The sequence below is a fragment of the Chitinivibrionales bacterium genome, assembly GCA_035516255.1.
Classification (GTDB): domain Bacteria; phylum Fibrobacterota; class Chitinivibrionia; order Chitinivibrionales; family FEN-1185; genus FEN-1185.
In genome coordinates, this window is the sequence record DATJAL010000014.1 from 61,787 (window position 1) to 83,946 (window position 22,160).

Below are 22,160 nucleotides of genomic sequence, written 5' to 3' on the forward strand. Positions count from 1 at the left end.
TCATGTAAATAGCATTTCCCGGTAATCGGTCGCTTCAAGGGTGCGCCCAGCAGGTGGTTAGCGCTTGCAACGGCTGGTACCCGGCTGCACCCAGGAGGGGGCAGCGCAGGACCGGGCGTGCTTTACGGGTACAAAGCATTTAAAATAGGGTTGAGCACGACCGGACCGGAGCGAGGGGGAGACTTCCCCCGCGATTAATTTATTTTTGTTCATCATTTTAAAATCGCATTCCGCAATCCGCATTTCTTGTTGTATTTTTCCATCATGCCGGAAAAAGATTTAATTGATTCCCTCGACCGCTTCCCCGAAAGTCCCGGCGTCTATCTCATGAAAGACGCAGCGGGCGTTATTCTCTATATCGGGAAAGCCGTCAACCTGAAAAGCCGGGTGCGGTCGTACTTTCTTGACACGCACGAAGACCGGCCGCATATCCCGTTCATGCTGGCGCGGCTGCACCACGTGGACTGGATCGCGACGAACACCGAGGCCGAGGCGCTCATCCTCGAGGCGAACCTGATCCGCAAGCACAAGCCGAAGTTCAACATAGACCTCAAGGACGACAAGCATTATCCGTATCTCAAGATCACGGTGAACGAGCCGTTCCCGCGCCTGCTCGTGGTGCGCAGGGCGGAAAACGACGGCGCGCGGTATTTCGGGCCCTACACCGACGCGCGTGCCATGCGCAGGCTCGTGCAGTTTGCGAAAAGGATATTCAGGATTCGGGACTGCAACAAGGAACTGCCGCTCAAGAAACCGGCGCGCCCGTGCGTGAACTGGGGCATCGGCCGGTGCAGCGGCGCTTGCGCCTCAAAAATTTCCCAGGAGGAGTACCGTTCAAACGTTGACATGGTGATACGGTTCTTTTCCGGAAAGCGCAAGGACCTCATTCGGGAATTGCAGGAAAGAATGGAGCTCTTGTCTTCAACGATGCATTTCGAATCCGCCGCCAATGTCCGCGACCAGATACGGCTCATCAGGGACGCCTCAAAGCTCCAGCAGGTGGATTTCGCGGCCCCGGACCTCGACTGCGACGTGTTCGGCGTTTACAAAGGAGACCGTTCCATGTGTCTGGCGGCCCTGCACGTCCGCGAGGGGCTGCTTATGTCGGCGCGGAGCTTCGCCTTTGATCGGGCCGCGTTCGAGGCGTCGGGGGCGGGCGTGGAAACGCTTCTGCTGCAGTTTTACCTTGACGCCGGCCAGGAGCCTCCCCCTGAGGTGCTTATTCACGAAGCGGCGGCGGCGGACCCGCGTCTGGTGCAGAAGGCGCTGGCGGCGCAGTTCGGCGCTCAGGCGAGCGTGACCGTGCCGCAAAAGGGGCCAAAGGCGGACCTGGCGGCGATGGCGGTGAAAAACGCGCGCCTTTACCTGATGCAAAAGCTTCCCCCTAACGCGCTTGACGATCTTGCCGATCTCCAGGCGCTTCTGTGCCTGCCGCGGTTCCCGCATGTCATCGAGGCGTTCGACATCTCGAACCTGGGCGAGACGAACGCCGTGGCGGGAATGGTGCGGTTCAAGGACGGCCAGCCCGACAAATCGGGATATCGCAGGTATAAAATCAAAACCGTGAACGGCCAAAACGATTTCGCCATGATGATGGAAGTGGTGGGCCGCAGGATCAATCGCCAGAAAGAAGAGGGACAGCGGTTCGCCGATTTGTATCTCATCGACGGCGGGCTTGGGCAGCTCCACGCGGCCATGCAGCCGCTTGCGGGAGTGGAAAAGGCGCCTATGGTCGTGGCACTGGCAAAGCAGGAAGAAATAGTTTATTCTCCTTATTGTAAAGAACCGGCGCGCCTGGCGGCAACCCACCCGGTGCGGAAATTCCTCGAGCGCGTGCGCGACGAGGTCCACCGGTTCGCCATCACCTATCACCGCACCCTTCGCGGCCATCGCATCGGCGTTTCGGCGCTGCAGTCGGTGCCGGGAATGGGGAAAAAGCGGGTGGTGGAGCTTTTAAGGCATTTCGGATCGTTGAAAAGGGTAAAAGAAGCGAGCGTTGATGAAATCGCGGGAGTAAAAGGGATTCCGGCAAAGTTGGCGATGGAGATAAAGAGGTTTCTGAAGGATATTGATAAACAAGAATGATAAGCTGGGCGTTCACCTCGCCTTCGGTAAACCTCAGGCTCGGGTCGGCCCTCCTTCCGGTCTCGCCTTCGGCTCGGGCTGCCGCGGCCCCGGTATGCCTAACGGCGAGGGCCGGGCAGCACCGCGCTCCAGCGCGGCCTCCAGTTCTGCCTAACGCGTCGGCGAGTTTCCGATTCGACAAGATGCCTTAGTAACTCCAGCGGACATCGAGTTCGCATCGCTGTTTTTAATAAATCAAGCAGCCATTTCATCTTCATTAAACAACTACAGTTCGCGGGTGCGCCCAACGGATGGATGAATCTTGCAGCGATCGGAACCCGGCCGCACCCAGGAGAGGGGAGTGCCGAGGACCCCGCAGCCCCGCAGGGGCGAGGAGACCGAGGCCGGGGGAGATACCTCTCCCCCGATATCCTGTAATTTTATTTATGATCCTTTAAGAATTCTCATTGCCTCTCGCACCGTCATCGGCCTGAGGTGTTGGCTTTTTAAATACTGCAAAAATCCCCTGAACGCCGATTCCTTGCACCAGTACACCGGAAGGGGCGGCGCCGTGTCGGGCTGGATAACGTGGAAACCGATGATCACGAGCGGCGACCCGAGGCGTTTCGCATCCTCGATGCGCACCGTGATGTCGTCGGTGGTAAAGCCGCTTTTCACCGCGAAGTAGCCGAGCTCGGTGCGGTCGACACCGTCGAGGTAGTAATAATCGTGCGCGGAGCGGATATTGACAAAATAAGAGAGTGCAAGGGATTTGACCGTGTCGTTGTACTCGCCCGAAGCCCAGGCGAAACTTTCGTGCGCAAGGCCGTTTTGTACGAGAAAATCATGGCTCGCCTTCAGCATGGCAGCGGCGGTGTCGGGCGGCACCGAGGTAAGGTTGATGTGTGCCGAGCCGTGCCCGCCGCTTTCCCAGCCGCCCGCCTCCATCTCGCGCTCCTGGTCAAGCGTCACGTTGCCCTGCGCGCCGAGATAGCTGTTGGGGAAAAAATGCGTTGCCGCCCACGTGGTGTCCGTTTGGCGCATCAGCCGGTAACTGTAAGAATAGATTGACTCATCAGCATCGTCAAAAGTGATGACGACCAGCGGTGCGTCGGTCGGGGAGATGACCGGCAAAAACGGGTCGTTGCAGGACAAAAGCAGCAACGCGAGTAGGGCAGCGGTCAGAAGGCGAGCCATAAGAGTCCGATGATGCGGTTGAGCCATGCATTGCCCGTGATGGGTGATTCCCAGCCGATGCGGATGAGCGTGCGGTCGGCAAAAGGGGAAACGGCAAGGCCGAGTTCGGGAACCTGCGTCCGCGTGTCCATGCTTTTCTGGTATTCATATCCGCCATAGGCGCCGATCCATCCGAATAGCAAGTACTGTGCGTCAAGTCCGGCCAGTATCTGGTTAGAATAATAGGACTTGTTGAATTCTTTGTAATACCCGCAGCCGCTCAGGGTGAGCCCGGCCAACGGCGTATATTTTGCTTCGCCGAGCATCTCGGTGAGGTATCCTTGCTTCATGGTAATGTTCCCCCAGCCCTGGTAATACGAATACTTGGCCGCGGCGTGCAGGGAAAAGGCCGGGAGGTTTAGGCAAAAATCGTCGCCGGCCGTGGCGCTGTTGTCCTGGGTCTGCAGTTCCTGGGTCTGGATGCCGGCGATGACGCGTTCATTGATGACGCCGTTGTCAAGCGCTGTCCACATGAGATAGGCGCTCCCGTTTTCCCTATCGTTGATGGCCGCCGCGCCGCTCAGGCTGGAGCCGCCCAGGCGCTGGTCAAGCGCCAGGCCGAACCCGTAGGAGTCCCATATCACCGATGTGCGCACAAAAGGATTGAACACGGAAAACGGTTTGTAAAGGCTCGCCCTTCCAACATGCTCAGAGAGCATACCGGCCCGCGCGGTAAGTCCTTTGTAACGATAGCCGAGCGAAACCTCCTCGAAAAACGGGGATGAAAACGACACCGTGCCGCGCACCGCAACGCGGCTGAACAACGCGTCGGTAAAATTATGCGCGACCGAGGCGTCAACGATGCCCGCCTCATACGCCTTGAGGCCGGCAGGCTGCTGCAGCGAAATCCACGCGCCGGCCCAGGCCTGGACCTGCAGGGAGTCGGGCAGAGTGAAGGCGGAAAGGGAGGATGCCACTGTAAACAGTAAAAGACAAGAAATGATTTTCATAGATGGAATATTGTTTGCAATTTCATTTTGATGATTTTCGTCTTTTCTTAAGGATTGCCGCATCGGCGATATCCTGCGGCCTCCCGGACGCTTTTTTGTTTTTAATAAGGTCGTTTCTCCCGATGAAATTCACCCACGTTTCGCCAAAGGGCCCGCGCAGGGTGTTTTGTTCGGCCTTCTTGAAGGTAATGCCCGGCAGCGTATTTAAAAGATCAACCCTGGCCGGCACAACCCCGAACTGAACGATATTTCCTTTTTTTCCGAGAAGCTTATGGGAGATTGAAGTCTTGGAAAACCCGAAATCGATCAAAGATTTTATTACTTTATCAATATTTTCTTCAGAACCGAGGAAGAAAATGTCAATATCCTTTGTAAACCGTGGATGACCGTGAAAGGCAACGGCATAGCCGCCCACGATCATGTAGCGGACGTTATTTTTCTCGAACAACGTTAACAACTCTTCGAAATCTCGCTGGGTAGTCATAAAGGAATTTACCTGCCTGGATCCTCAACTGCTCGAGCATTTCAAGACGAGCGCGCGGCGTTTTAGGAACATCATCGTCGGACTTTTTTGAATGGAGCTTTCTTACGGTAATTTTCATCCGGGATTTTCGTGTCATTTTTTAACGTCGTCGGATTAATTAATGATATCGTCAAACCCGACGGGCCGCATGGTCCGTTTGATTTGCATGGAAGGAATATAAATCATCGAGGAAGGGGGATTGACTATTTGATACCCGTAAACGCTTTTTGTCAAATCGTAAGTTCTTAGTGGCAACTGTGGAAATATATTTCAAAATAAATAAGGAAAATATCGATTCATCCTGCCGTTCCGCTTTTTTATCAATTGTCGACTATCTCGGTCCGCACCCGCACAGCCTAATCCTTGGAAAAATCCCCTTCTTTCCTTTTTGAATACTGATCATCCCGTTGTTGCCGTTGACGTTCACGCCGGCGGCGAAAATAAGGAAGAAGATGGCGAGAAGCGCCAGTCCGAGAAAAACAAGGGGAAGCGTAGAAGCGTTGTTGTGGAAATGGCCGCAGCATTTTTTGACATGAAATCCGCAGCGCGGGCAGTGGCAGACAGCATCGGAAATCTGCGCTTTACATTCGGGACATTCGATGAGCGCCATTCTTAAAGCTCCTGCGCGCCGCCGAACTCCATGAAATACGGGCATTCCTCGCATTCTTCTTCAACGTACTGGAAGGAGATGCCCTCGATCATGCCGTCTACGATCCAGCAGGGTTGGCCCGTGGGTTTGATCTTTTTGGAGCATTCGTCGCAGGTGGTGGCGTTCTTTGGATTATGATTTTTAAAATACACGTAGCACGCGGGTCGTTCCTTGGGCTTGGCCGCCTCGGCTGCCGCAAGCGCCGCCTTTTCTGCTGCGGCCCGCGCCGCGGCCTCCGCCTTCTGCTCGGCCTCGGTTTCTTTTTTCTTGATCTGTTCGAAAATGTCGCGGGCCTCCATTGAAGTCTTTACAATGCGGAGGATGCGAGAAATCCTTGACGAGATAAACAAGTCGGCGATGTGTCCGTCGCCGGCGACCACCACGAGGAGTCCCTTTGCGGCGGTGATGTCCTTCTGCATTTTGACGATCGCGCCGAGCCCGCTCGAATAAATGTTTTTAACGCGGGTTAAATCGAGAATAACCTTGAACCGGTTGTGTTGCTTGAGGGTTTCCCAAACCTTTTCCAGCGCCTTGGTTCTTTCTAAGTTGATCATCCCGTCGCAGGTGACCATTGCGATTTCCGCGTCCGAGGCGGACATGATGCCCGTATCACGGTTCATCGAGAGGTAATAGGCGCATTGCCTGCACTTCTTGAGCTGCTGGCCCGACTCGTCCTGGTAGGCGCCTTTGAGCACCCAGCACTTGACATTGTCCATGTCCTGCGGATTGTCGCGGAAGCTGTTCCAGACAAAACAGGCTTCGCGCGCTTCCTTTGAGCATTTTACGACTTCATGGCATTTCACGGGAGTGCGTCCTTTCACTGCATGATAAACTAAATAATATAATGAAAGTGGCCGTTATGCAAGAGCACGCTTCGCAAAGAGGCTTTCGGCCACGAATTATTTTCCTGTCATGGATGTTCCGAGGGAGACAACGGCGGCATGGCTCGCCCTTAATTCGATAAAAGGGGTGGGTCCGGTGCACGCCAAGGAACTCGTGGAGAAATACGGCTCGCCGGTTTCTTTATTTGAAGGTGAAGGCAGGGCGGCGCTGATCCGCTGCGCGGCGGCCTTCTCGAAGGAGGCCGTGGAGCCCCGGGCGTTCCTTGATGCCGCGGAAAAGCTGCTTGATGAAATTGACCGGGCCGGCATCGCGGTGCTCACGCTTGAGAGCCAGGGGTATCCGCCGCTGTTGCGGGAGATCTACGCGCCGCCGCCAGTGCTGTTTGTCAAGGGCAGGCTCGACAGTTTCACGCGGCACGCGTGCGGGGTGGTGGGCACGCGGAAGATGAGCCAGTACGGCAGGAGCGCAACGGCCTCGATCGTGAAGCGGCTGGCGGAGAAGCAGGTCGCCATCGTGAGCGGGCTTGCGCTCGGCATCGACACCGTGGCGCACCAGACCTGCCTCGACAGTGGCGGCGTCACCATCGCGGTGCTGGGATGCGGGCTCGACCGGGTGTATCCGGCAGCGAACAAAAAGCTTTTCGACCGCATCGCGGAAAACGGCGCGCTGGTGTCGGAGTTCGACCTGGGCTCGCTGCCCGAGGCGTTTCACTTTCCCCGGCGCAACCGGATCATCGCCGGTCTTTCGGCCGGCGTGCTCGTGGTGGAGGCGCCCCGGAAGAGCGGCAGCCTCATCACGGCGAATTACGCGCTGCAGCAGGGGAGGGACGTGTTCGCGGTGCCGGGATCCATTTTTTCGGCCGCCAGCGACGGCACCTTTTCCCTGCTTAAAAGCGGGGCCATCCCGGTGATGAGCGGCGACGACATCATCGAGAACATGCAGCACCTCAGGATGCCGGGAGTCTCTGATGTCAAGGCGCCGCACGAGGGGCTCAACCTTGCCATGCCGCTCGAGCTTCTGTCGCCGGCCGAGACGGAGATCTTCTCCTGCATCGAGGCGGAGCCGCTGCGGCTCGACGCGATCGCCGAAAAAGCGGGACGCGCCATTCCCGAGCTGTTCGACATCCTGCTGAACCTCGAGCTCAAGGGCCATATCCGGCAGGTTTCGGGCCAGCAGTTTGTGCGGGCGTAGCCATGCTTAAAAAGAAAATCAAAATCAAGAAAGTCGGCAGGTGGATCGTGCTTGCGGCCGCGGCGCTTGCGGCGTATTCGCTGTTTTTCGGCAGGGCCAGCCTGGTGAAGATCTACCATTCTTTCCTTGATGTCAAGAAAAAGGAGCGCGCGCTCGTTCAGGAACACCGGGACATCGATACCCTGAAGGTGCAGAATAAAAAGCTCGAAAAAGACACCGCCTACATGGAAAAAATCGCGCGGGAAAAGCTCGGCATGGCCCGCAAGGACGAAAAGGTTTACAAATTCATCCAGGAGCCAAAATAGCCATGTACCGGCTCTGGCATGCCTTCCGTCACCAGCTGACGCATTCACTCAGGCAGATGCGCACCAACATCCTTGCGGGATTCCTCTTGCTCCTTCCGATCTTCGCCTCGATTCTTATATTGTACAAGCTGTTCAAGCTGCTCGATTCATGGGCGTATTTCGCGGTTCCCGCGGCGCAGCGGGTGCATATCGTGCCGGGCATGGGCCTTGTGGTGCTCCTCGCGGTTGCGTGGTTCACCGGGGCGGTGGCGCGGAATTTTATCGGCCGGCGGCTGATGAAAGCGGGCGATTCGCTGCTCACCAAGATCCCGTTTTTCAACAAAATCTACGGGATTCTCAAGCAGATCGTTGACGCGATCGCGAGCCCCAAGAAAAAGGTATTCAATAAGGTGGTGCTTATCGAGTTTCCCGAAAAAGGCTCCTATTGCCTCGCGTTTGTCACCGCCAGGGAAAACCGGGAGATTTCCGCGAAAACCGGTGAGAAAATGGTGGGCGTTTTTCTCCCTAAAGTGCCCAACCCCACGGCCGGGTTTCTCATATTTGTCCCTGAATCGAAGCTCGTGGAAGTGGATATCAGCGTCGAGAAGGCCATCAAGCTCGTGGTGTCGGGCGGCGTGGTTTCGGCTGAGCGCCGGCAGCCCGTCGAAGAAACGCTCGAGGAACCGCTCACCCTTGCGTCCCTGGGCAGGCTTTTCAGGCCGGGAAAGCGGCCGCCGGACGATCCGCGCGACTGACCCATGGCACCCCACAAGACAAGAGCGTTCATTCTCAAAGTAAATCCTTTCCGCGAGTCAAGCAGCATCCTGTACCTTCTCACCGAGCACCACGGTCTTGTGCACGGCGTCGCAAAAGGCGTACGGCGGAAAAAGAGCGGGGTCCCGAACCTCGAACGCGGGTTTTTAGTTGAGCTGCTGCTGTATGCGAGGCCGCACCGGGAGCTTCACACGCTCGGGGCCGTCGCCGTTCTCGACCATTATCCGCGGCTGCGCACCGACGTGCATAAGGCCGCGGTCCGCGACACCGCCTTTGAGGTGATGCTCGCGACCATGTCGCCGGATGCGCCGCACCCGGAGTTGTTTTCGTACCTGTCTGACTTTATGGCGCTTCTCGAAACGCAACCGTGCGCCCGCTGCTTTCCCGGCATGGCCTGGCGCTTCCTGTACGATTTTTCCTCGCTCATGGGCTTCGGGCCGAATATTGACACATGCGCAAATTGCGGACAAAACATTGCCGGGAAAAACGGCGCTTACCTGATCGTGGAAAACGGCACGCTATTGTGCGGCGCTTGCACGCCGCAGCGCCAGAAAAGCGGCGCGTTCCTGCCGCAGGCGGCGCTGGCCCTGCTCGCGGACGGCGCATCATCCGAGCAATTCGACGAAGTTCGGAGCCTGCCCGGTGCCGAGATGCGGCGCGTGAACCGGCTGCTGGCCGCCTACTGCCAGTACCATTTCCAGCGCGCCTCCGGTTTCAAATCGGTGGATTTTCTCGACAGCCTTGCAGAAACGCCGGCGCTTCAAAACGAGAGAAGCAACAATCAATGACGCAGATTGTGCAGATACTTGACAATTACGCAAAGCTCCGCCGGTACTGCGATTCATTTTTTACCGCGGTACAACAAAGGTATCCCGGCGACATGGCATGCAAAAAAGGGTGCTTTGCTTGTTGCGAGCTTCACAGCGTGTGCGCCATTGAGGCGCATGCCCTTGCCTTTTACCTGAAAAGACGGGCCGTTCCATCCAGGAAAAAACGGAGCGACCGATCGAAATGCGCGCTGTGCGTTAACGGGAACTGCGCCGCATATCCGGCGCGTCCGGTGATCTGCCGGTCGCACGGCCTGCCCCTTCTTCTTGACAAGGGAAAAACCGTCGCTTCAAGCTGCGATTTAAACTTTTCCCGCCGCGACCCTGCGTCGCTGCCGGCCTCCCGTGTTTTTGACACGGCCGCGATCACCGGAAACCTGGTACGGCTCAACATGGCGTTCTGCATGGCGGCCGGCATCACCGAGCTTGCCTCCCGACGCTTTACTATGGCGGCCGTGCTTGCAGGCGAGCTTCCGGAGATTATTTTGAAGAGCAACCCTTAAAAGGAGAACCTATGCCGTCATCAATTCTCGAAACGCTGCTTGCCGACATCAAGGCCGCCATGAAGTCGCAGGAAAAGGAAAAACTGCTCGCGTTGCGCACCCTGCATTCCGAAATCAAGAACCTCGAGCTCATGGAACGGAAGGAGCTCGACGACGGAAACGTTGCGGGCGTTATCGCCAAGGCGATCAAGCAGCGCATGGAATCAATAGAGCAATACAAGACCGCCGGCAGAACCGATTTGGTTGAAAAGGAACAAGCGCAGGCGGACCTTTACAAAAAGTACCTGCCGGGCCAACTGACAAAAGAAGAGATCGAAGGCATCATTGACCGCGCGGTCGCCGAGGCCGGCGCCCAGGGAAAGGCTGACATGGGAAGGGTCATGAAGATCGTGATGCCGCAGGTCAAGGGCAGGGCCGACGGGAAAACGGTGAATGAAACGGTGGCGCGGAAGCTGGGCAAGCCCTCGGCATGAAACCCGCGCTGTCGCTCATCATCGCGGTGTACAAGCGCCCGGACTTTCTCGAAAAAATTTTCGCGAGCCTTTGCCGCCAGACCTTTCGCGACTTCGAGGTGCTTGTCGCCGACGACGGCTCTGGCCCGGACATCGCGGATACTGTAAAGAAATGGCGGAAGAAATCCAGCCTTGCGGTGCGGCATGCGTGGCATGAAGATGAGGGGTTCAGAAAGACCGTGATCGTCAATGCCGCGGCCGCGCAGGCGCAGGCCGAATATCTGGTGTTCATCGATGGCGACTGTGTGCTGCATCACAGGTTCCTCGAACGTCATCACGACCACAAGCGCCGGGGGGCCGTGCTTGCGGGCCGCAGGGTGATGCTGGACGAGGACATTACAAATACGATATCGGTTGACGATATAAAATCGGGAAAAATAGAAAAGGCCCCGTTCTGGTGGAACCACTGCCCTCGGGATCAGCGAAAGCACGGCATATATATCCCCGGCTCTTTCTTGCTCGAAAACATATTTGGGAAGCGGTACTGGATCGTCGGCAGCAATTTTTCAGTGCACGCGTCGGATTTCGCCTCTGTCAACGGCTATGACGAAGCCATCACGGGCAGGGGCGTTGAGGACATCAATCTTACGGAGCGCTTCAGGCTGAAGGGCGTGCGCGTCATGACCATCACGCGCGAGGCGCTGCAGTATCATTTTTTCCACAGGTCCGATCCCATGCCCCACGACATCGAGGCGTATAAACGGTTCTGCACCCCAACCAATTTTTGGGCCGAAAAGGGGCTTGAGGGGCACCTATGACGGGCGATCCTCTTTTCAGGACCGTTGTTGACGTTCCGGAAAGTTCATCCGGCATTGCCCATGGACAAAACATTCTCTGCCTTGGCTCGTGCTTTGCCGAAACCATCGGCGGCAGGCTCGTTGAAAACAGGTTTAACGCATGTGTCAATCCTGCCGGGCCGCTGTTCAACTCCTTGTCGATGGCCGCGTGCCTGAGGCGGCTTTTCGATGCAAGGCCATATGCCGAGGATGATATTTTCCCTGCCGACGGACTGTGGCATTCGTGGGACCATCATTCCCGGTTTTCATCGGCGGCGAAGGAAGATTGCCTCAAGGGCATCAATAAACGGTTCTCCGCCGGGACGGAATCGCTGAAGGGCCTTGACGTTCTGATACTCACGTTCGGCACCGCGTTTGTCTATCGCCTGAAGGAATCCGGCAGGGTCGTGGCCAATTGCCACAAGCAGCCGCAGGAAAGGTTTGTCAGGGAACTTCTTTCGATCCGGGACATCGCCGATGAATGGACGAAACTATTTCGCGAACTGCAACGGCATCATCCAAAGGCAAGGTTCATTGTCACCATAAGCCCGGTGCGGCATCTGCGCGACGATCCGCACGATAATCTTATCAGTAAATCAACCCTCGCCTGCGCCGTGCACGAGCTTGAAAAGGCAATTCCGCAATTGTATTATTTCCCGGCCTACGAAATCATGATGGACGAATTGCGGGATTACCGGTTTTACGAAAAAGACATGGCGCACCCGAATGAGGTCGCGGTTGATTTTATCTGGGATAAATTTGTTAATGCCTGCGTGGAAAAGAGGTCGAAAGAATTTGTAAAGGATTATGAACCGGTGAGGGCGGCAATGGGGCACAGGGTGATGAAAGGCGGGAAAGAGGCGAAAAACTTTATTGAGATAAATTTGGAAAAGATAAAGGAGCTGGAAAAAAAATATCCTGGGTTTAGGTTTGAGGGGGAGAAGGAATATTTCGGAAGATTGATTTCCTAATTGTTTAATTAGATTTATCGGGGGAGAGGTATACTCCTTCGGGCACTTCCCAGGGTCGTCTCCCCCGGCCTCGGCCTCCTCGCCGCACGGTGATCGAGCAGCCGCTCCTTGGACCGGAGTATCGAGATGCAGTGCGGCTGCGGGGTCCTCGGCACCCACCTCTTCTGGGTGCGGCCGGGTACCGCTGGTTGCAAGCTTCATCCTTCCGTTGGGCGCACCCGCGACCGGCAGTTGGTAGGAAAAAATGTTAGCAGTGCACCAAAATTTTTTTCCTTTAAAAGTAATCAATCATGGAAAATATATCTACTGTCTACCATACCGGCGGACTCGGAGACTTTATCACTGCATTTCCAGCGATAATTGAATGGAACAAGCGGAACAAGAGTTGCAGGAAAATTCTTCTCGGCAAACCCTCCTACGGCATTCTCGGCGTTCACGCAGGATTGTTTGATGAAATCTGGGACGTTGAGAGCGCGGCGTTTTCGTGGCTTTATAATTTAAATTCGCCGGCGCATCCGTCAATAAAGGATATGCTGTCTGGCATTCAATCCGCGCTTCTATTCACGTCCGGGGATTCGCCGGTTCTCGCGCGGTTCAGACAATTGGAAGTAAAAAAGCTGCTTTTTCAGGATCCCTTTCCACAAATGAGAATTCATATTGCTGATTATCATCTCTCGCTTTTCAATAAAGATTCAAAGCCTCCATTGAAATCAACGGCAAAGCTATTTCCCCATCCCGATTTTAAAAATGAGGCGGACAAAAAGCTTAATGGAATTGGAAGGTTCATTACGTTGCATCCGGGAAGCGGAAGCGAAAGAAAAAACTGGCCGGCCGATGAATTTTTCGCGCTGGCCGACAAGCTGAGGGAAAAAGGATTCAGAATGGTTTGGATAGCCGGGCCCGCGGAAACGGAAATGTCCTTTCCGTCAACTGATGCCGTGGTTCAAAACGCGGCGCTTCCGCTGCTAGTCCATATTTTATCCAACGGTTCGCTTTACATCGGCAATGATTCGGGAATCTCCCACCTTGCCGCGGCATGCGGCGGACGCTGTGTTGTTTTGTTCGGGCCATCGGATGCAGGGGTGTGGAGGCCGGTGGGGGAGAATATCGTCATTGTCAAAGCGCGAAATGGGGATTGCTTTCCATGCCATCCTTCACGAGACAAAATAACGCCGAAGGTATGCAAGAGATCATGCATGAGTGACATATCCGTGGAAGAAGTATTTGATTCTTGTAAAAAGGTATTGGCTCCCTTGCAATGATGAACTTTTCCTGAAAGGGAACGTTTCCGGCGTAGAGGCCAAGGAGATAAACGCCGGGGGACAAATGGGAAATATCCAAGATATGTTTTCCTGTTCCTAGCATTAATATTCCCGACTGCAATATAACCCGGCCAGAACAATCAACGGCCTTAATGATTCTGGATGATTCAGTGATTTTGCTGGTGTTGCGATGGAATTGAGTCGCGGAAACATCCTTGAGAACAACGGGCGATGTTCGAGGCTGGTTTGCCGCCGGCCATGTTAAATAAACCACCCACGTATAAATTATCCGAGTTGTCAACGATAAGGGCATTCACATAAACAGGAGGAATAAGGTTGATAATACCAGCCAACCCGCTGCCCAAGGAGCTCCATGACGAGCCGTTCCAATTGCGAATGATACAGGCCAACCGCTCCAAAAGTTCTTTCCCGCAGCACTCCATGAAGAACCATTAAATTTTGCGATTCATTCATAGCTCACACTTCCATAGTTGCTCCCAAGAAAACTCATTCCGGGCCCCGTCCCACTTTGCGATATTATTTGCCAGGACCCCGCCAGCCGTATCAAAATCGCCGCCAGCATAAAGATTTCCGGATTTATCCAAGGCGAGGCAATTAACGCTGGAAGATGATCCAGGACAATTAATCCCCGGAACGCTTACCCAATTATCATCCGATATGGTTGTTTGGCCATGGGCAATAATAAACGGAAACAAACCAAACATATTTGTAATTGTAAACTTTCTAACCATTGAAGTATCCTCCGGATATTTGAAGGACAGAATTGCAGCTTTCATATAATTTACCAATTAATCAAATCAGTGTCATCACTATTTTTAAAAAATGTATTCTGTAGGAAAACACACTAATAAGGCTCGTTTGTGATCCTCCTTTTAACTTCCAGCAATAATTCACTTTCCTCGAATAATTTGATTTATCCCCCACCCCATGCTATTTTGCATACAGAAAAAAATCATCTTCAACCAATACGAATTTAAAAAGGCACCGCAAATGACCACCGCCCTCATCACCGGCATCAACGGCTTTGCCGGCAAGCACCTCCATGCATTGCTGCATAAAAAAGGCCGCCGTGTTGCCGGGCTGGACGTCAAGCAGACCTGCGATCTTGACAACGTGGCCTACGAGATGGTTGACATAACGGACAGCGACAGCGTCGCCCAGGCGTTCAAGCGGCTCTCGCCCGACGAGATATATCACCTGGCGGGCGTGAGTTTCCCGGCCGAGGCCGACCGCACGCCCCGGAGCGCGCTCGATATCAACATCACCGGCACCATATCGGTGATCGACGCCATGAAGCGGTTTTGCCCCAAGGGCAGGCTTCTTGTGGTCGGGTCGGCAAAGGAATACGACATCAACGCCGAAGGGCCGGTCACCGAGGACATCGTCCCCAACCCCACGAATTTTTACGGCATATCCAAATACGCGACCGAGCTCATCGGCCTCCAGTATTGCCGGCAGTACGGTCTTGACATTCGGTTCACCCGCTCGTTCAACCATACCGGGCCGGGCCAGTCGTACCTGTTCGTATGCTCCGACTGGGCCCGCCAGGTCGCGCTTGCCGAATCCGGCCTGGGTCCTTGCGAGGTCCGCGTGGGAGACTGCAATGTCGAAATCGATTTTTCCGACGTGCGCGACGTGGTGAGCGCGTACCGGCTCATCATGGAGAAAGGGAAAAAGACCCGGATCTACAACGTCTGCTCGGGCAAAACGCGAAAGCTCCCCGATATCCTCGATTATCTGAAGAAAAAATCCTCAAAACGGATTGCGGTGGTTTGCGAAAAGAAAAAGCTCGGCGAAGTAAAGACCTACCGCCGGCTCGCCGGGGACAATGGGCGCCTGCGCGCGGAAACCGGCTGGGAACCGGCGATCCCGTTTGAAAAGACCCTCGATGATCTGTACGAATATTGGCTGCAGGAATTGAGGAAATCCTGAATCTGGTCCTACTCATGCTTTAACGGTAAACGCGTCTGCGCATCCACGCGTCAACTTCTTAGTGTTTCAGTCCGTCCCAGCTCAGGATGAGCTTTCCGATCCGGTTCCAGCGGATGCCCAGCGGCAGTTGCCACAAGGGGAACTTGTCGTCCCAGGAGAAATACAGAATGAAGGCCTTTGCCTTGATGAAATTGCGGTTGAGGAATCCCCAGTAGCGCGAATCCATTGAATCGTCCCTGTTGTCGCCCATCATGAAGTAGTTGTCGTTCTTGACCACGTAGGTCGTTACGAGCTTGCCGTCGATGTACAGCAGCTTGCGGATTTCCACGGTTTTGTCATGGAACTGGCCGCTTACCTGGCGCACGATGTCGTCGATCGCGATCCAGTTGTCGATGAGGTTGAAGTTGATTTCACTGAACGGCACCTCCCAGTACCCGTTGATGATCACCTTCTGGCTGTTGGAGAATTCGCTGTTGAGATAAAGCTGGAACTTGACAGACACGATATTGCGCGGGTTTTCCTGCTTGACCAGGTGCTTGAAAAAAAGGAACTCCCGGTCCGGGAGCGCGGCCTTGAAGTTGAGCGTGTCGCCCTTCTTGGGCACCCGGAGCGGCTCGAACGCGGTGATGCGCGGGTCGAGCTGCCCGCCGTGAATGTACTGTCCCTTGGGCGGCAGGATGAGCTGCCTGCCGTCGACCGTCACCGTGGTGCCGCTCACCTGGATGGTCTGGCCCGGACCCGCCACGCAGCGCTTGATGTAGTCCTTTTTGTCAAGGCCCGGGTACTTGAAGATGATGACGTCGCCGGGCTTGGGGTCGGTGACGCCGGGGAACTTGGTGTACATGAACGGCAGCACGGGCGCGCCGTAAATGAATTTGAGGCCGAGCAGAAAATCGCCCACCAGCAGGCTCTCCTTCATGGAGCCGGTGGGGATCTTGAAGGCCTGGATCACGTAGACAATGGCGATGAGCGCCATGACGAGCGCCGAGACCATGTCCTTGGTGAAATGGAAAATGCCCTCTTTTTCAGATCTGCGGGGCGCTTTCTTTGCGTCTTGCTGTTTTGCTTCCGTCTTTTTGTCCAAAAATCCTCCAAATTATTTTACCGACAATGCATCTGTTGACATGATACGAAACTGTAAAAAACATTACCGCAAAGGCGCAAAGATAAATGCATGTTTAACGAGAATGTGGGGTGATCCTTTTTTTCTTTGCGCATTTCGCGTCTTTGCGGTAATTTTGTGCGACAATCAGGTTAGTGAAAATACTCTAAGACAGCCTCATGCACCAAGCCGTTGGAGCAGACAAATGAACCGTTATAGATCGAGGGCTTGCCGTTGATATCGGAGAACTTGCCGCCCGCCTCGGTGATGATGCATGCCGCCGCGGCGCAGTCCCAGGGCTTGTCGACCAGGTTGGCGCACAAGTCAAGCCTCCCGCACGCCACGCCGCCGTACGAATACGCGTCCATGAAACCGTATGCATAGTCCCAGCGCTTCATGAGCGCAAGAAGCTTTTCAGCTTCGCGGGATGATGCCTTTTCTATGAAACCGATGCCGCTTCCCATGGCGCGCGGAAGCTCCTTGGTTTTGGACACGGATATCCGCCGCTTGTTGAGATACGCGCCCCCGTCTTTCTTTGCCCAGAAGGTTTCCGCCATGGCGGGCAGGTGAATGCACCCGCACACGAGCTCGTTTCCGTCTTCAAGCGCGATCAGCACGCTGTGTGTGGGGATTTTGCGCAAATACGGCCGCGTGCCATCGAGCGGATCAACAATCCACGTTCTGCCGCTCTGACCCTTCTCTTCGCCGGTCTCCTCGCCGAGAAACCCGTCCCGCGGGAACTGCTTCGCCAGCATGCCGTGGATGACCGACTCGCACTTCCTGTCGACTTCCGTGACCGGCGAGGCGTCGTTTTTTATCTGTACCTCAGGGAGGTTGTCCCGGTATTCGAGATGGATTTTTCCCGCAGCGAGCGCCGCATCGCGGCAGGCCTTGAGTTCCGCATCGTACGACGACATGAATACGTTCTACCCTTTGGATTATGACGGATGTCCCGCAAATTTTCCCCTGTAAAAATGCATCCCAGAGCCCGCATATCGCAAGGAGAAAGATGGCTGCTTGATGTTTCATCGATGTAACCCGTATTATTTTATAATTTTCTCAGTGTGTTCTGGGCCTCTGTGGCTATTTTATTTTTTCTTGATAAAAAATGAAACCATGACCGCTCCCTACGATCCGTATTCCCTGTTCCCGCAGTTCGAGCCCGTGGGCTGGAACCCTGCCGGCGGTTCGACAACCGACGCCGATTCCCTTGTTTATTCCCTACGGCGCGACCACGGCGTGCGGGGCGCGTACCGGCTGCACAACCCCAACGACGAGATCAACGACGGCCTCCACAACCTTGACAAGGTGATCATCGAATACCGCATCAACGCCATCAGCTACGCGCTGTTCACAATCCGCGACCTGTTGAGCGCGCCCTATTCCTTTGACGCGGGCGGCTCGGGCAACATCATCGGCGACATCGCGGAGCGCATCGCCCGCCGCGTCACCAAATACTGGCTCAAGCACCACAGCCCGCACGGGAAGACCGGTGGCATCTTCGACCGGCGCTTCAACCCCAAGGAGCGCGACGACTTCATCATCGCCAACTCGCAGCAGTACATCCTCAAGATACGAAGATACCCCAACCTGGTGATCCTGGAAAAAACCGGCAGGGGAAAATACGGGTACGAAAACATTAAGGAGCTCGACGGCCTGTTCGATTACCGGTATTTTCTGCAGCGCAACATCCTGGTCCTTGAAAGCAAGCTGGAGAAGCTGACCGTGGACGCCGGCGACCTGCTGGAAAATCTTTTTGCGCCGCTCGCCACCCTGTTTCCGGACGCGCATTTCTCCTACGTGTTGTTTACCGACAGGAATTCCATTTACCAGAAGAGAAACTACGAGCGTCGCCGTCAGCTCAAGCAGTTTCCCCTCAGGTTGTACCGCCGCCTTGCCGACGCGGGAATCGCCACGCTGTTTTTTTCGTTCAACGAATCCCGCGACGATTTCGAGCGGATGAAGGACCACCTCGTCACCCAGTACCGCGCCATCAACCGGATGGGCGTTACCCTGTCGGGCCGCACCATGATCACCGACAAGGAGCTCATGATCTTCGACGGCGGCGAGACCCCGCACCTAAAGCTGGTCAAGGAACCGCATTCGGGTTTTTGGCGGGAGGTGAGATTGACACATAAGAGCAGGAAGAAATAAGATTTGTTTTGGAGGGAGAACCGACCCCATCAAAGGCATCGCGCTTTGCATGGGGGGACGCCCATTTTTATTTGTCATTTTATTTCTTTTTTGCAATCTTCTTTATCTTTTCAGAAAACCCCTTTGTCAACTTCACCACAAACGGATATCGGTCCGCGGCGGTTAGAAGTTTTGCGCTCCGGTAGTCGCCGCATGCAAAAAGCAATTTGACCGTGAACGTTCCCCGCGTGGCGAAGGAAAGGCACGAGCCGAAGGCGTGGCCTGCGGCGCAGCCCGAAAGCTCTTTTCTTTGAAGCCTGAGCGCGGTGGCGTAATTGTACACCGAATCTATGTTTTCCCGCAGTTCCGCATACAGCGCCGCGGGAAGCCCGATGATCACCGAATCGCTTTTCCCGGCAGAATCGTGCCACGCGAAAAAGTAAGCAGTATCAACGGTGAGGGGGAAATCGGGCCCGCTGCCGGCGGTCACCGTGGCATCGGCATGCGGCCTGCCGGCAAAAGCAAACAGACAGGAAAAAAATAACGGCGGTAAGATTGACAGACGCGAAAACATGCGGTAACGCTCCTCGGGAATTATCGGGCTTGCTTTGAGGCCTGGTCGGTGAGAACCTGGATGTTCTTTTCCGCGAGCTTGAAATAGGGATGGCCGGGGTTGCCCATGAGCAGGTTCTGCACCTCGGACCAGGCGTCGAGCGCCTTTTTCCGCGCCTCCTCAGTCGCCTGCACCATGAAATCGCCGGTGAGGCACGATGCCTTGACATATGATGAAGTAAGATCGAGCGCGCCGGCGTCGCCGATGCTGGCTGGCGCCCGCCGGCTTTCGTCGCACAGGGCCTCGGCCTCGGCGTATCGCCTGAACGAGGCGAGGTGCTGGGCCTTGGCCAGATAATATTCCTTGTCCGGCACATCGGGCCGCAAAAAGAAAGCGCCGAGCGCCTCCTTGTTGCCCAGACCCTGCAGCGCGCGCAGCTTGTACAGCCGCGCGGCCACCGTGGCCGCGCTCTCCCGGTCGAGCGCGTCGAACAGCGAGAGCGCGGTGGTGAAGTCGCCCTTGTTTGTTTCTTCGGCAAGAATTTTCAAAAGGTCATTTGTGCCGTATTGTTTCTGCAAAGAGGCGACGAGCGGCGTGGCCGTGCCGGACGGTAAAAGCAGATCTTCCGCATGGTTGCTTTGAATGTCGCCCGCCTGTGCGCGCGCCTTTTCCGGATCCGACGCTTTCTTCACGGGAAGGGACAATCCTTCTGCGGATGACGGCGCGGTCGGTTGATGGGCCACCGGGCCCTTTGAAGCAGGTGACGCCTTTACGGATGAAAAATTCCCCGGCGCTGATGTTGCGCCATGAGACCCGCCTGCCGGCTTCATATAAAAGAGCCAAGCACATGCCGCCGCAGCCGCAACTGCGCCGCATGCCGCGACTTTCGGAAGTATCCGCGGTTTCCGCCGGTATCCCACAATGTTTTTTTCAAGAGTGTTGATGTAATATTCGACAAGGTCTTCGGGTTTTTCCTTCGACAGCCTGGAATGAATTTTTTCCAGCCGCGAAAGTATTTCCGCAACGCTCCCGATGCGCCGATCCGGATTGAGGGTGAGGCAGGCATTGATGAGTTTGATGAGCTTTTTCGGGCATTTCACCTTGAACTCGGAAACCGGCATGTAGGCGTTTTTCATCCGCGCGGTCACGAGCTTGGCCATGTTTTTTTCCGGAAACGTGCGCTGGCCCGCGATCATCTCGTACAGGACGCAGCCGAGCGAAAAAATGTCTGAGCGCGGCGACGCGCGCTTCGCGCCCTCGAGCAGCTCTGGCGCGATGTACTGCATGGAACCCACCACGGTGCCGTCCATGGTGTGCATGGACACGCCGGTGGGCGTGGCGATGCCGAAATCCATGAGCTTGACCATGCCGTTCTTGGAGATCATGATGTTGCCGGGCTTCAGGTCTCGGTGCAGAATGCCCACGTGCCGCTTGTCGTTGATGAGATAGGCGTGGTTGTGCGTGAAATCGAGCGCCCTGCACACAAGGATGCCGATGGCGGTGCAGACCTTGAGCGGCAGGCTGCCGCGCTCGCGGATCACGGCATCGAGCGAAAAGCCGTCGATTTTTTCCATTTCGATATAGGGAAGACCATGCCAGTCGCCCACGTTGTGGATCTCGATGATGTTCGGATGCCTCAGCTGAGCCGTGATCCTCATTTCGGTCTCGAACCTGCCCGTGGTTTCAACCGAGGCGTTCGGCTTGAGCACCTTCACCGCGCGCGAGATCCCGAGTTTTTCGACCCAGATCTCGTACACGACGGCCGCGCCGCCCTCGCCCAGAACTGACATGATGGTGCCCGAGCCAAGCGGCACCGCAGCCGAGCCGTTCGGAAGCACCGGGATCTGCCGGGAAAGGATCCCGGGGGGAGTAACCGTGCTGACTTCTGCGCCTCCGGAATTCCGGTCCGGCACATCAACGGAAGGAGGTATCGAAGTGGTTCCCATTGTCATTTAAATATAAGCAGAATTTGAAAACTTCAGCCGATAAATAATGGAAAAAATCGGCGAACAATCCAACAAGGCGCAGGTCAAAATCAAACATTAAACGGGATTTTTCCGGAAAACGGCGCACCACCATTCGTTTTCCCTGGCATCGCTTTTCAAAGTGAAATTCTTTTTTGATAAAATTTCAAGGGTCCGGTTTTTTTCGTTAAGGAGAAGCCCCGACCAGATAAATACGCCCCTGGGTTTGAGCAACTGGGAAATGCGGTCAAGAAGGGACGTGCCTTCGGAGGAGATCAAGTTCATGACCGCGATATCGAAGAGCCCGTCATTCTTGAATATGTCAAGAGAACCTATGGCAAAGGAAATACGCGAACGGGCCCGGTTTTTCCGGAGGTTTTCGGCGAGGTTTGAAGCGCACACGGGATCAACATCAATGCCGACGGCGTATGCCGTTTTGCAAAGGTCTGCCAAAAAACACAGGATGCCCGAACCGGTGCCTATGTCCAGAGCCGCGGGCGGGTTCTCCGCCCTTGCGATCTGGCCGGCGAGGGCCTTGCAGGCAAGCCTCGTGGTTTCGTGGTGGCCGGTGCCGAACGCCATTTTCGGTTCTATTTTTATCCATGTATCTCCGGAAGCCATGGGCGGCCTGAGCCAGACGGGCGCGACCCAGACGCCGTTCACCACCTGCACCGGTTTCATGGACTGCTTCCACTTCGCGTTCCAGTCCTCGTCCTTGACAACCGATATCGATATGGGCTGGCAGGGGTTGAGGTCCATAAGATAAAATTCCGCGGTGTGGAGCGCGGCGCTGGTGGAGAAATAACACTTGAGTCTTATCCGGCCCTTTGCTTCCTCTTCTTCGCACCCCAGCATGCCCAAGCCGTACCAGATGGCCTGGGCCCGTTCGCTGGCTTCGGGCGGCAATTCACAGGTGAGGCAGTATGCGCGCATAAGTCAATTTCTTAGGATTTTAAAATAAATCTGCCACAGAGACACAGAGGCACAGAGAAAAAACGATATCAAAGATAAGATTAAAGATTCAAAAATTAAAGTTTTCAAAACACGTAATTGGTCCTGAATCTTGAATTTTTAATTCACCCTATATTCT

General features: G+C 55.3%; 23 protein-coding genes. 12 read left to right on the forward strand and 11 right to left on the reverse strand.

The window, feature by feature from the left end; all coding sequences use genetic code 11:
- Positions 1 to 264: 264 nt before the first annotated feature.
- Positions 265 to 2,085 carry an excinuclease ABC subunit UvrC gene (uvrC, locus tag VLX68_04790; protein ID HUI91549.1) on the forward strand — a complete coding sequence of 607 codons (1,821 nt, stop codon included), beginning with the start codon at positions 265 to 267 and terminating at the stop codon, positions 2,083 to 2,085.
- Between the two features lie 423 nt (positions 2,086 to 2,508).
- Here uvrC and VLX68_04795 read toward each other — a convergent pair whose 3' ends face one another.
- The 5 genes from VLX68_04795 to VLX68_04815 all read right to left on the reverse strand — a co-directional run bounded on the left by VLX68_04795 (position 2,509) and on the right by VLX68_04815 (position 6,225).
- Complete coding sequence (locus tag VLX68_04795) at positions 2,509 to 3,261, reverse strand: polysaccharide deacetylase family protein (GenBank protein HUI91550.1); 753 nt, start codon at positions 3,259 to 3,261, stop codon at positions 2,509 to 2,511.
- Positions 3,246 to 4,250, reverse strand: a complete 1,005-nt coding sequence (locus tag VLX68_04800) for a hypothetical protein (protein HUI91551.1) — start codon at positions 4,248 to 4,250, stop codon at positions 3,246 to 3,248. Before VLX68_04800 ends, VLX68_04795 begins: the two co-directional genes overlap by 16 nt.
- A 22-nt stretch (positions 4,251 to 4,272) precedes the next feature.
- Complete coding sequence (locus VLX68_04805) at positions 4,273 to 4,734, reverse strand: DUF6036 family nucleotidyltransferase (protein HUI91552.1); 462 nt, start codon at positions 4,732 to 4,734, stop codon at positions 4,273 to 4,275.
- A 370-nt stretch (positions 4,735 to 5,104) separates the two neighbouring features.
- Positions 5,105 to 5,383 carry a hypothetical protein gene (locus VLX68_04810; GenBank protein HUI91553.1) on the reverse strand — a complete coding sequence of 93 codons (279 nt, stop codon included), beginning with the start codon at positions 5,381 to 5,383 and terminating at the stop codon, positions 5,105 to 5,107.
- Between the two features lie 2 nt (positions 5,384 to 5,385).
- On the reverse strand, positions 5,386 to 6,225 hold the full coding sequence (locus VLX68_04815; protein HUI91554.1) for an STAS domain-containing protein: 840 nt from the start codon (positions 6,223 to 6,225) through the stop codon (positions 5,386 to 5,388).
- Between the two features lie 109 nt (positions 6,226 to 6,334).
- Here VLX68_04815 and dprA point away from each other — a divergent pair, with 109 nt between their 5' ends.
- From dprA to VLX68_04860, 9 genes are all read left to right on the forward strand, one after another.
- Entirely contained in the window at positions 6,335 to 7,456 is a 1,122-nt protein-coding gene (dprA, locus tag VLX68_04820) for a DNA-processing protein DprA (protein ID HUI91555.1), read from the forward strand.
- A gap of 2 nt (positions 7,457 to 7,458) precedes the next feature.
- Positions 7,459 to 7,761: a septum formation initiator family protein gene (locus tag VLX68_04825; GenBank protein HUI91556.1), complete on the forward strand. Its 303-nt coding sequence runs from the start codon at positions 7,459 to 7,461 to the stop codon at positions 7,759 to 7,761.
- 2 nt (positions 7,762 to 7,763) lie between these two features.
- Positions 7,764 to 8,495, forward strand: a complete 732-nt coding sequence (locus VLX68_04830; GenBank protein ID HUI91557.1) for a DUF502 domain-containing protein — start codon at positions 7,764 to 7,766, stop codon at positions 8,493 to 8,495.
- A gap of 3 nt (positions 8,496 to 8,498) precedes the next feature.
- Positions 8,499 to 9,302 carry a DNA repair protein RecO gene (gene recO / locus VLX68_04835; protein ID HUI91558.1) on the forward strand — a complete coding sequence of 268 codons (804 nt, stop codon included), beginning with the start codon at positions 8,499 to 8,501 and terminating at the stop codon, positions 9,300 to 9,302.
- A complete protein-coding gene (locus VLX68_04840; GenBank protein HUI91559.1) occupies positions 9,299 to 9,844 on the forward strand; it encodes a hypothetical protein in 546 nt (181 codons plus the stop codon). The genes recO and VLX68_04840 overlap by 4 nt, the downstream gene beginning before the upstream one ends.
- A gap of 11 nt (positions 9,845 to 9,855) precedes the next feature.
- On the forward strand, positions 9,856 to 10,317 hold the full coding sequence (locus tag VLX68_04845; GenBank protein ID HUI91560.1) for a GatB/YqeY domain-containing protein: 462 nt from the start codon (positions 9,856 to 9,858) through the stop codon (positions 10,315 to 10,317).
- A complete protein-coding gene (locus VLX68_04850) occupies positions 10,314 to 11,114 on the forward strand; it encodes a glycosyltransferase (protein HUI91561.1) in 801 nt (266 codons plus the stop codon). Before VLX68_04845 ends, VLX68_04850 begins: the two co-directional genes overlap by 4 nt.
- Positions 11,111 to 12,103 (forward strand): GSCFA domain-containing protein, encoded by a 993-nt coding sequence (locus VLX68_04855; protein HUI91562.1) that lies wholly within the window; start codon positions 11,111 to 11,113, stop codon positions 12,101 to 12,103. The genes VLX68_04850 and VLX68_04855 overlap by 4 nt, the downstream gene beginning before the upstream one ends.
- Positions 12,104 to 12,393: 290 nt before the next feature.
- The gene (locus VLX68_04860; GenBank protein HUI91563.1) at positions 12,394 to 13,365 is read left to right on the forward strand and encodes a glycosyltransferase family 9 protein; all 972 of its coding nucleotides are present in this window, start codon (positions 12,394 to 12,396) and stop codon (positions 13,363 to 13,365) included.
- 470 nt (positions 13,366 to 13,835) lie between these two features.
- On the opposite strand, the gene VLX68_04865 is transcribed toward VLX68_04860, so the two are convergent.
- The gene (locus VLX68_04865; GenBank protein HUI91564.1) at positions 13,836 to 14,162 is read right to left on the reverse strand and encodes a hypothetical protein; all 327 of its coding nucleotides are present in this window, start codon (positions 14,160 to 14,162) and stop codon (positions 13,836 to 13,838) included.
- Positions 14,163 to 14,376: 214 nt separating this feature from the next.
- Between VLX68_04865 and VLX68_04870 the strand changes: the two genes are divergently transcribed.
- Complete coding sequence (locus VLX68_04870; GenBank protein HUI91565.1) at positions 14,377 to 15,318, forward strand: GDP-mannose 4,6-dehydratase; 942 nt, start codon at positions 14,377 to 14,379, stop codon at positions 15,316 to 15,318.
- Positions 15,319 to 15,376: 58 nt separating this feature from the next.
- Here the strand turns inward: VLX68_04870 and lepB are convergent, their stop codons facing one another.
- Entirely contained in the window at positions 15,377 to 16,402 is a 1,026-nt protein-coding gene (gene lepB, locus VLX68_04875) for a signal peptidase I (GenBank protein HUI91566.1), read from the reverse strand.
- A 170-nt stretch (positions 16,403 to 16,572) separates the two neighbouring features.
- Complete coding sequence (locus VLX68_04880) at positions 16,573 to 17,337, reverse strand: inositol monophosphatase (GenBank protein HUI91567.1); 765 nt, start codon at positions 17,335 to 17,337, stop codon at positions 16,573 to 16,575.
- 199 nt (positions 17,338 to 17,536) lie between these two features.
- Here VLX68_04880 and VLX68_04885 point away from each other — a divergent pair, with 199 nt between their 5' ends.
- Complete coding sequence (locus VLX68_04885) at positions 17,537 to 18,574, forward strand: hypothetical protein (GenBank protein HUI91568.1); 1,038 nt, start codon at positions 17,537 to 17,539, stop codon at positions 18,572 to 18,574.
- A gap of 79 nt (positions 18,575 to 18,653) precedes the next feature.
- Here the strand turns inward: VLX68_04885 and VLX68_04890 are convergent, their stop codons facing one another.
- The 3 genes from VLX68_04890 to VLX68_04900 all read right to left on the reverse strand — a co-directional run bounded on the left by VLX68_04890 (position 18,654) and on the right by VLX68_04900 (position 22,003).
- A complete protein-coding gene (locus VLX68_04890) occupies positions 18,654 to 19,127 on the reverse strand; it encodes a hypothetical protein (GenBank protein ID HUI91569.1) in 474 nt (157 codons plus the stop codon).
- A 20-nt stretch (positions 19,128 to 19,147) separates the two neighbouring features.
- Positions 19,148 to 21,052: a serine/threonine-protein kinase gene (locus VLX68_04895; protein HUI91570.1), complete on the reverse strand. Its 1,905-nt coding sequence runs from the start codon at positions 21,050 to 21,052 to the stop codon at positions 19,148 to 19,150.
- A gap of 96 nt (positions 21,053 to 21,148) precedes the next feature.
- On the reverse strand, positions 21,149 to 22,003 hold the full coding sequence (locus tag VLX68_04900) for a 50S ribosomal protein L11 methyltransferase (protein ID HUI91571.1): 855 nt from the start codon (positions 22,001 to 22,003) through the stop codon (positions 21,149 to 21,151).
- Positions 22,004 to 22,160: the final 157 nt, after the last annotated feature.

Bases quoted from the DNA above. Each gene is read 5' to 3' on its own strand.
- uvrC (HUI91549.1), top strand. From the start codon at position 265: ATGCCGGAAAAAGATTTAATTGATTCCCTCGACCGCTTCCCCGAAAGT.
- VLX68_04795 (HUI91550.1), bottom strand. From the start codon at position 3,261: ATGGCTCGCCTTCTGACCGCTGCCCTACTCGCGTTGCTGCTTTTGTCC.
- VLX68_04800 (HUI91551.1), bottom strand. From the start codon at position 4,250: ATGAAAATCATTTCTTGTCTTTTACTGTTTACAGTGGCATCCTCCCTT.
- VLX68_04805 (HUI91552.1), bottom strand. From the start codon at position 4,734: ATGACTACCCAGCGAGATTTCGAAGAGTTGTTAACGTTGTTCGAGAAA.
- VLX68_04810 (HUI91553.1), bottom strand. From the start codon at position 5,383: ATGGCGCTCATCGAATGTCCCGAATGTAAAGCGCAGATTTCCGATGCT.
- dprA (HUI91555.1), top strand. From the start codon at position 6,335: ATGGATGTTCCGAGGGAGACAACGGCGGCATGGCTCGCCCTTAATTCG.
- VLX68_04825 (HUI91556.1), top strand. From the start codon at position 7,459: ATGCTTAAAAAGAAAATCAAAATCAAGAAAGTCGGCAGGTGGATCGTG.
- VLX68_04830 (HUI91557.1), top strand. From the start codon at position 7,764: ATGTACCGGCTCTGGCATGCCTTCCGTCACCAGCTGACGCATTCACTC.
- recO (HUI91558.1), top strand. From the start codon at position 8,499: ATGGCACCCCACAAGACAAGAGCGTTCATTCTCAAAGTAAATCCTTTC.
- VLX68_04840 (HUI91559.1), top strand. From the start codon at position 9,299: ATGACGCAGATTGTGCAGATACTTGACAATTACGCAAAGCTCCGCCGG.
- VLX68_04845 (HUI91560.1), top strand. From the start codon at position 9,856: ATGCCGTCATCAATTCTCGAAACGCTGCTTGCCGACATCAAGGCCGCC.
- VLX68_04850 (HUI91561.1), top strand. From the start codon at position 10,314: ATGAAACCCGCGCTGTCGCTCATCATCGCGGTGTACAAGCGCCCGGAC.
- VLX68_04855 (HUI91562.1), top strand. From the start codon at position 11,111: ATGACGGGCGATCCTCTTTTCAGGACCGTTGTTGACGTTCCGGAAAGT.
- VLX68_04860 (HUI91563.1), top strand. From the start codon at position 12,394: ATGGAAAATATATCTACTGTCTACCATACCGGCGGACTCGGAGACTTT.
- VLX68_04865 (HUI91564.1), bottom strand. From the start codon at position 14,162: ATGAAAGCTGCAATTCTGTCCTTCAAATATCCGGAGGATACTTCAATG.
- VLX68_04870 (HUI91565.1), top strand. From the start codon at position 14,377: ATGACCACCGCCCTCATCACCGGCATCAACGGCTTTGCCGGCAAGCAC.
- VLX68_04880 (HUI91567.1), bottom strand. From the start codon at position 17,337: ATGTCGTCGTACGATGCGGAACTCAAGGCCTGCCGCGATGCGGCGCTC.
- VLX68_04885 (HUI91568.1), top strand. From the start codon at position 17,537: ATGACCGCTCCCTACGATCCGTATTCCCTGTTCCCGCAGTTCGAGCCC.
- VLX68_04890 (HUI91569.1), bottom strand. From the start codon at position 19,127: ATGTTTTCGCGTCTGTCAATCTTACCGCCGTTATTTTTTTCCTGTCTG.
- VLX68_04895 (HUI91570.1), bottom strand. From the start codon at position 21,052: ATGGGAACCACTTCGATACCTCCTTCCGTTGATGTGCCGGACCGGAAT.
- VLX68_04900 (HUI91571.1), bottom strand. From the start codon at position 22,003: ATGCGCGCATACTGCCTCACCTGTGAATTGCCGCCCGAAGCCAGCGAA.